The following is a 4,745-nucleotide window of genomic DNA, read 5'->3' on the forward strand; positions in this document are numbered from 1 at the left end:
CCCATTCGCCGTCGACCAGGTTGAGGTGGTGCGGTACCGGCATGGCTACCGACCGCCGGCTGTGGCGACGACGGGTGCGGTGCGGGGGTCGGTGTCCTCGGGGAAGTGGCAGGCGACCTGGTGTCCGGTGTCGGTGGTGGTGAGCGTCGGTTCCCGGGTCGCGCAGACCTCCTGGGCCTTCCAGCACCGGGTGCGGAACCGGCAGCCGGTGGGCGGGCTGAGCGGGCTGGGTACGTCGCCGCTGAGGATGAGCCGTCGGCGCTGGGTCTCGACCAGCGGGTCGGGGATCGGCACCGCTGACAGCAGGGCCTTGGTGTACGGGTGCTGCGGCTGTTGGTACATGTCCTCGCACTGGCCCACTTCGACGACGGCACCGAGATACATCACCGCGATGCGGTCGCAGAGGTGCCGGACCACGGCCAGGTCGTGTGCGATGAACATCATCGTCAGGCCGAGTTCCTCCTGGAGTTGTTCGAGCAGGTTGACGATCTGCGCCTGGACGGAGACGTCCAGCGCGGACACCGGTTCGTCGGCGACGATGAACTCCGGGTTGCTGACCAGGGCCCGCGCGATGCCGACGCGCTGGCGTTGGCCGCCGGAGAACTCGTGCGGGTAGCGGTCGTGCCATCCGGCACTGAGCCCGACCAGTTGCATGGTGTCGAGGGCCTTGGCCCGCCGGCCGGCCGCGTCGAGGTGGGAGTGCACCAGCAGCGGTTCCTCGATGAGTTCGCCGATGCTCATGCGCGGGTTCAGGGAGGCGAACGGGTCCTGGAAGATCATCTGCATCCGGCGGCGCATCGCCCGCATCCGTCCCCGACTCAGGGTGGTCAGCTCGGTGCCGTCGAAGGTCACCGTGCCACGGCTGGGCTTGAGCAGTTGGAGGATGGCCCGTCCGGTGGTGGACTTGCCGCAGCCGGACTCGCCGACCACGCCGATGATCTCGCCACGGCGGATGTCGAGGTCCACGCCGGACACCGCGCGCAGGCGGGCCGCCAGCAGTGAGCCGCGGACCGGCACCTTGAAGTCGACTGCCAGGTCGCGTACCCGCAGCAGGGTCGGATCCGGTGTCTCGGACATCAGCTCTCCTTGGTCGAGAGGTCGGCGTACCGGTCCTGGGTGGACAGCCAGCCGCCCTGGTTGACCGGGCGCATGCCCCAGCACCGGGTCAGTTGGCCCCGGTCGGGGGTCTCGTGGGTGCCGGTGAGGTCGGGGGCACGGTCGCGGCAGGTGTCCCGGGCGAACACGCAGCGGGGCGCGAACCGGCAGCCGTCCGGCATCTCCGTGAGCTCGGGTGGGCGGCCGGCGATGGGGCGGAGCCGGCCGCCCTTGACGAGGTCCAGTCGGGGCACCGAGCCCAGCAGGCCCCAGGTGTAGGGCATCTGTGGGCGGTGGAACAGGTCGACGGTCTCGGCGCGTTCGACGATCTGGCCGGCGTACATGACGTTGACCCGTTCGGCCATGCCGGCGACGACCCCGAGGTCGTGGGTGATGAACAGGACGGCGGTGCGGGTCTGGTGGGCCAGGTCCCGCAGGAGTTCCAGGATCTGCGCCTGGATGGTGACGTCGAGGGCGGTGGTGATCTCGTCGGCGAGGATGAGCCGGGGCTCGCAGGACAGCGCCATCGCGATCATGACCCGCTGGCGCATGCCGCCGGAGAGCTGGTGCGGGTACGCGCCGAGTCGGGTGGCGGCGGCGGGGATCCTGACCAGCTCCAGCAGTTCGACGGCCCGGGCCCGGGCGGCGCGGCGGTTCAGCCCGAGGTGCAGGCGCAGCGATTCGGTGAGTTGTCGCCCCACGGTCAGCACCGGGTTCAGCGAGGTCATCGGGTCCTGGAAGATCATCGAGATGCCCTTGCCCCGGACGGCCCGCAGTTCGCGTGGGCGCAGCCGGAGCAGGTCCCGGCCCTCGAAGAGCACCTGTCCCCCGGTCACCTGGCCGGCCGGCGGGACGATCAGGCCCATGATGGACTGCGCGGTGGCGGATTTTCCGCAGCCGGATTCGCCCACCAGCGCGACCATCTCGCCCGCGTCCACGGTGAACGACACACCGTCCACAGCGGTCACCGAGCCGCGCGCCGCGCGGAACTCGGTGCGCAGATCCCGCACCTCCAACAAAGCCATCGATCCCCCTGAAGGTAGACTCCTGAGCGCCACCATTCGTCACTGGGGAGTGTTGCACAGACGATGTTCGTCGTCTAGGCTCCCGTCAGCGACGAATTACGTCACTATTGAGTTGGAGCGAGATGGCGTCCAAGAGCTCGATCGAGAAGGATCGCAGCATCATCCGGGAACTCGTCCAGGACCCGAAGCAGACAAACGTCGCGTTGGCGGCGAAGGTCGGCCTCTCCGAGGGGTCCGTGCGACGACGGATGGAACGGCTCGTCGCCGAGGGGCAACTGCAGTTCGCGGTGATCCCCAGCGCCGCCTTCATGGGTCGACCGGTGCACACGATCTTCGAGATCCAGAGCGCACCGGGTGCCACCGAACGTCTGATCGACAAGCTCGCCGGCATGCCGGAGATCGCGTACGTCTACCACGTGACCGGGCAGTTCGACATCATCGCGGTCGGCTACTTCGCCTCCAGCAACGCCATGCGCACCTTCTGGACCGAACGGCTGGGTCACCTCGAAGGGGTGATGGAGAGCCGGTCGGTCATGGTGTTGCGGGTCGCCAAACGGGCCCACGAGTGGGCCCGCGACATCGCCGCCACCGGCGACGAGGAATCCGCCTGGGGCACCGGCCCGGAACCCGGCGTACCCGGCACAGAGGTCTGACCGGACCAGGAGAGACGAGCCATGCTGCGCATCACGCTGATCCGCGTCCTATCGGTTATACCGGTCCTGTTCGGGATTTCGGTGATCTCGTTCCTGGTGATCCGCATGATCCCCGGCGACGTGATCAGTTCGATCATGGGACAGGACTTCGGCGACCCCGCGATCGAGGCGGAGATGCGCCGCTACTTCGGGCTCGACATGCCCGTCTACGAGCAGTTCCTCCGCTGGTTGGGTGCCCTGGTCCAGGGTGACCTGGGCACCTCCATGCGAACCGGTCAGCCGGTGCTCGAGGAGATCGCCCAACGCTTCCCGTCCACGCTGCTGCTGGCGGTGTCGTCGCTGCTGGTCTCGATCCTCATCTCGATCCCGCTCGGGGTGCTCAGCGCCACCAAGCGCAACGGCATCCTCGACGCGAGCACCCGGATCGCCTCACTGATCGGACTCTCCCTGCCGAACTTCTGGCTGGGCATCCTGCTGGTGTACGTCTTCTCGGTCTCGCTGGGCTGGCTGCCGTCCCAGGGCGCCGGGGAGGGTGAGGGCTTCCTGGGCAGCCTGAAGTACCTCATCCTCCCCTCCGTCACCCTCGGCGCCAGCCTGGCGGCGATCAGCATGCGGATGACCCGGTCCAGCATGCTGGAGGTCCTCAACCAGGACTACGTCCGCACCGCCCGCGCCAAAGGGCTCGCCGAACGCGCCGTCCTGGTCCGGCACGCCCTGCGCAACTCGCTCATCCCGGTGGTGACGGTGCTCGGCATCCAGGCCGGCGCGCTGCTGGGCGGCACCGTCATCGTCGAGCAGGTCTTCGCCTGGCCCGGGCTGGGCACGATGGTCATCCGGGGCATCAGCCAGCGGGACTACCCGGTCGTCCAGGGCACGCTGCTCTTCCTCGCCTTCTTCTACGTCGTGGTCAACCTCCTCGTCGACCTCCTCTACACCTACCTGGATCCGAGGTTGCGCAGTGGTCACTGAAGTCCTCCCCGGCCCCGGGCCGCAGACAACCCCCCTCCGGACCGGACGCCGCGGCGGTCACCTGCTGCGGCTGATCACCCGGGACCGGGTCGGCGCGATCGGGCTGGTCATCGTGGTGTTGATGACCGCCGCCGCGGCACTCGCCCCGCTCATCGCGCCGTACGACCCGACCGCGATGTCCAACCAGCGCCTCGCCCCACCCGGCGGCGACTTCCTGCTCGGCGCGGACGAGGCAGGACGCGACCTGCTCAGCCGGGCGCTCTACGGCGCACGTACCTCGCTGACGGTCAGCCTGATCGTGGTGACCTGCGCCGGGACCATCGGCGTGCTGCTGGGGCTGCTCGCCGGCTTCTACCGGGGCGTACTCGACGCGATCATCACCCCGGCGACCGACATCATGTTCTCCTTCCCCACCCTGCTGCTGGCGCTCGCCGTGGTGGCCGCCCGGGGGCCCGGCACGGAAAACCTCATCCTCGCCCTGGTCATCGTCTTCATCCCCAGCTTCGCCCGGATCGTGCGCGGTACCGCCATGTCGGTGCGCCGGGAGCCGTACGTGGAGTCGGGGCAGGCGGTCGGGCTGAGCAACACCCGACTCATCCTCAAGTACATCCTGCCCAATTCGGTGGCCCCGATCGCGGTGCAGTTCACCACCAGCCTCGCCTACGCGATCCTGATCGAGGCGTCCCTGGGGTACCTCGGCCTCGGCGTGCAACCACCCCAGCCGTCCTGGGGCTCGATGCTCTCCAGCGGCAAGTCCTTCATGGAGATCTCGATCTGGCCGTCGGTGGTGCCGGGCGTCTGCATCATGATCGCCGTACTCGGCTTCAACCTGCTGGGCGACACCCTCCGCGACGTACTGGACCCGCGACTGCGCGGCCGGTCCAGCCGCTGACCCGCCAAGGAGCCCCGGCATGGAGTCCATCGACGAACACGTCGTCCGCCGGCTGACCGAATGGTCCGCCGGCGGGCCCCTGCCCGCCGACCCCTCCCCCGACGTCGAGGT

General features: G+C 68.9%; 5 protein-coding genes. 3 read left to right on the forward strand and 2 right to left on the reverse strand.

The genetic code is table 11. The features are described from left to right. Positions 1–45: 45 nt before the first annotated feature. Both GSF22_RS30650 and GSF22_RS30655 read right to left on the reverse strand, forming a co-directional pair. Entirely contained in the window at positions 46–1,077 is a 1,032-nt protein-coding gene (locus GSF22_RS30650; RefSeq protein WP_208817398.1) for an ABC transporter ATP-binding protein, read from the reverse strand. After that, positions 1,077–2,120, reverse strand: coding sequence for an ABC transporter ATP-binding protein (locus tag GSF22_RS30655; RefSeq protein ID WP_208817399.1), 1,044 nt, complete (start codon positions 2,118–2,120; stop codon positions 1,077–1,079). The genes GSF22_RS30650 and GSF22_RS30655 overlap by 1 nt, the downstream gene beginning before the upstream one ends. A 122-nt stretch (positions 2,121–2,242) precedes the next feature. Here GSF22_RS30655 and GSF22_RS30660 point away from each other — a divergent pair, with 122 nt between their 5' ends. From GSF22_RS30660 to GSF22_RS30670, 3 genes are read left to right on the forward strand one after another with little or no spacing between them, the layout of a single operon-like run. Further along, positions 2,243–2,773 carry an Lrp/AsnC family transcriptional regulator gene (locus GSF22_RS30660; RefSeq protein WP_208817400.1) on the forward strand — a complete coding sequence of 177 codons (531 nt, stop codon included), beginning with the start codon at positions 2,243–2,245 and terminating at the stop codon, positions 2,771–2,773. 21 nt (positions 2,774–2,794) lie between these two features. Further along, positions 2,795–3,742: a nickel ABC transporter permease gene (nikB, locus tag GSF22_RS30665; protein ID WP_244454432.1), complete on the forward strand. Its 948-nt coding sequence runs from the start codon at positions 2,795–2,797 to the stop codon at positions 3,740–3,742. Beyond that, positions 3,732–4,634: an ABC transporter permease gene (locus GSF22_RS30670; protein WP_307804472.1), complete on the forward strand. Its 903-nt coding sequence runs from the start codon at positions 3,732–3,734 to the stop codon at positions 4,632–4,634. The genes nikB and GSF22_RS30670 overlap by 11 nt, the downstream gene beginning before the upstream one ends. Positions 4,635–4,745 lie beyond the last annotated feature (111 nt).

The organism is Micromonospora echinofusca (assembly GCF_017614955.1).
Lineage (GTDB): Bacteria > Actinomycetota > Actinomycetes > Mycobacteriales > Micromonosporaceae > Micromonospora > Micromonospora echinofusca_A.

Bases quoted from the DNA above. Each gene is read 5' to 3' on its own strand.
- GSF22_RS30660 (WP_208817400.1), top strand. From the start codon at position 2,243: ATGGCGTCCAAGAGCTCGATCGAGAAGGATCGCAGCATCATCCGGGAA.
- nikB (WP_244454432.1), top strand. From the start codon at position 2,795: ATGCTGCGCATCACGCTGATCCGCGTCCTATCGGTTATACCGGTCCTG.
- GSF22_RS30650 (WP_208817398.1), bottom strand. From the start codon at position 1,077: ATGTCCGAGACACCGGATCCGACCCTGCTGCGGGTACGCGACCTGGCA.
- GSF22_RS30655 (WP_208817399.1), bottom strand. From the start codon at position 2,120: ATGGCTTTGTTGGAGGTGCGGGATCTGCGCACCGAGTTCCGCGCGGCG.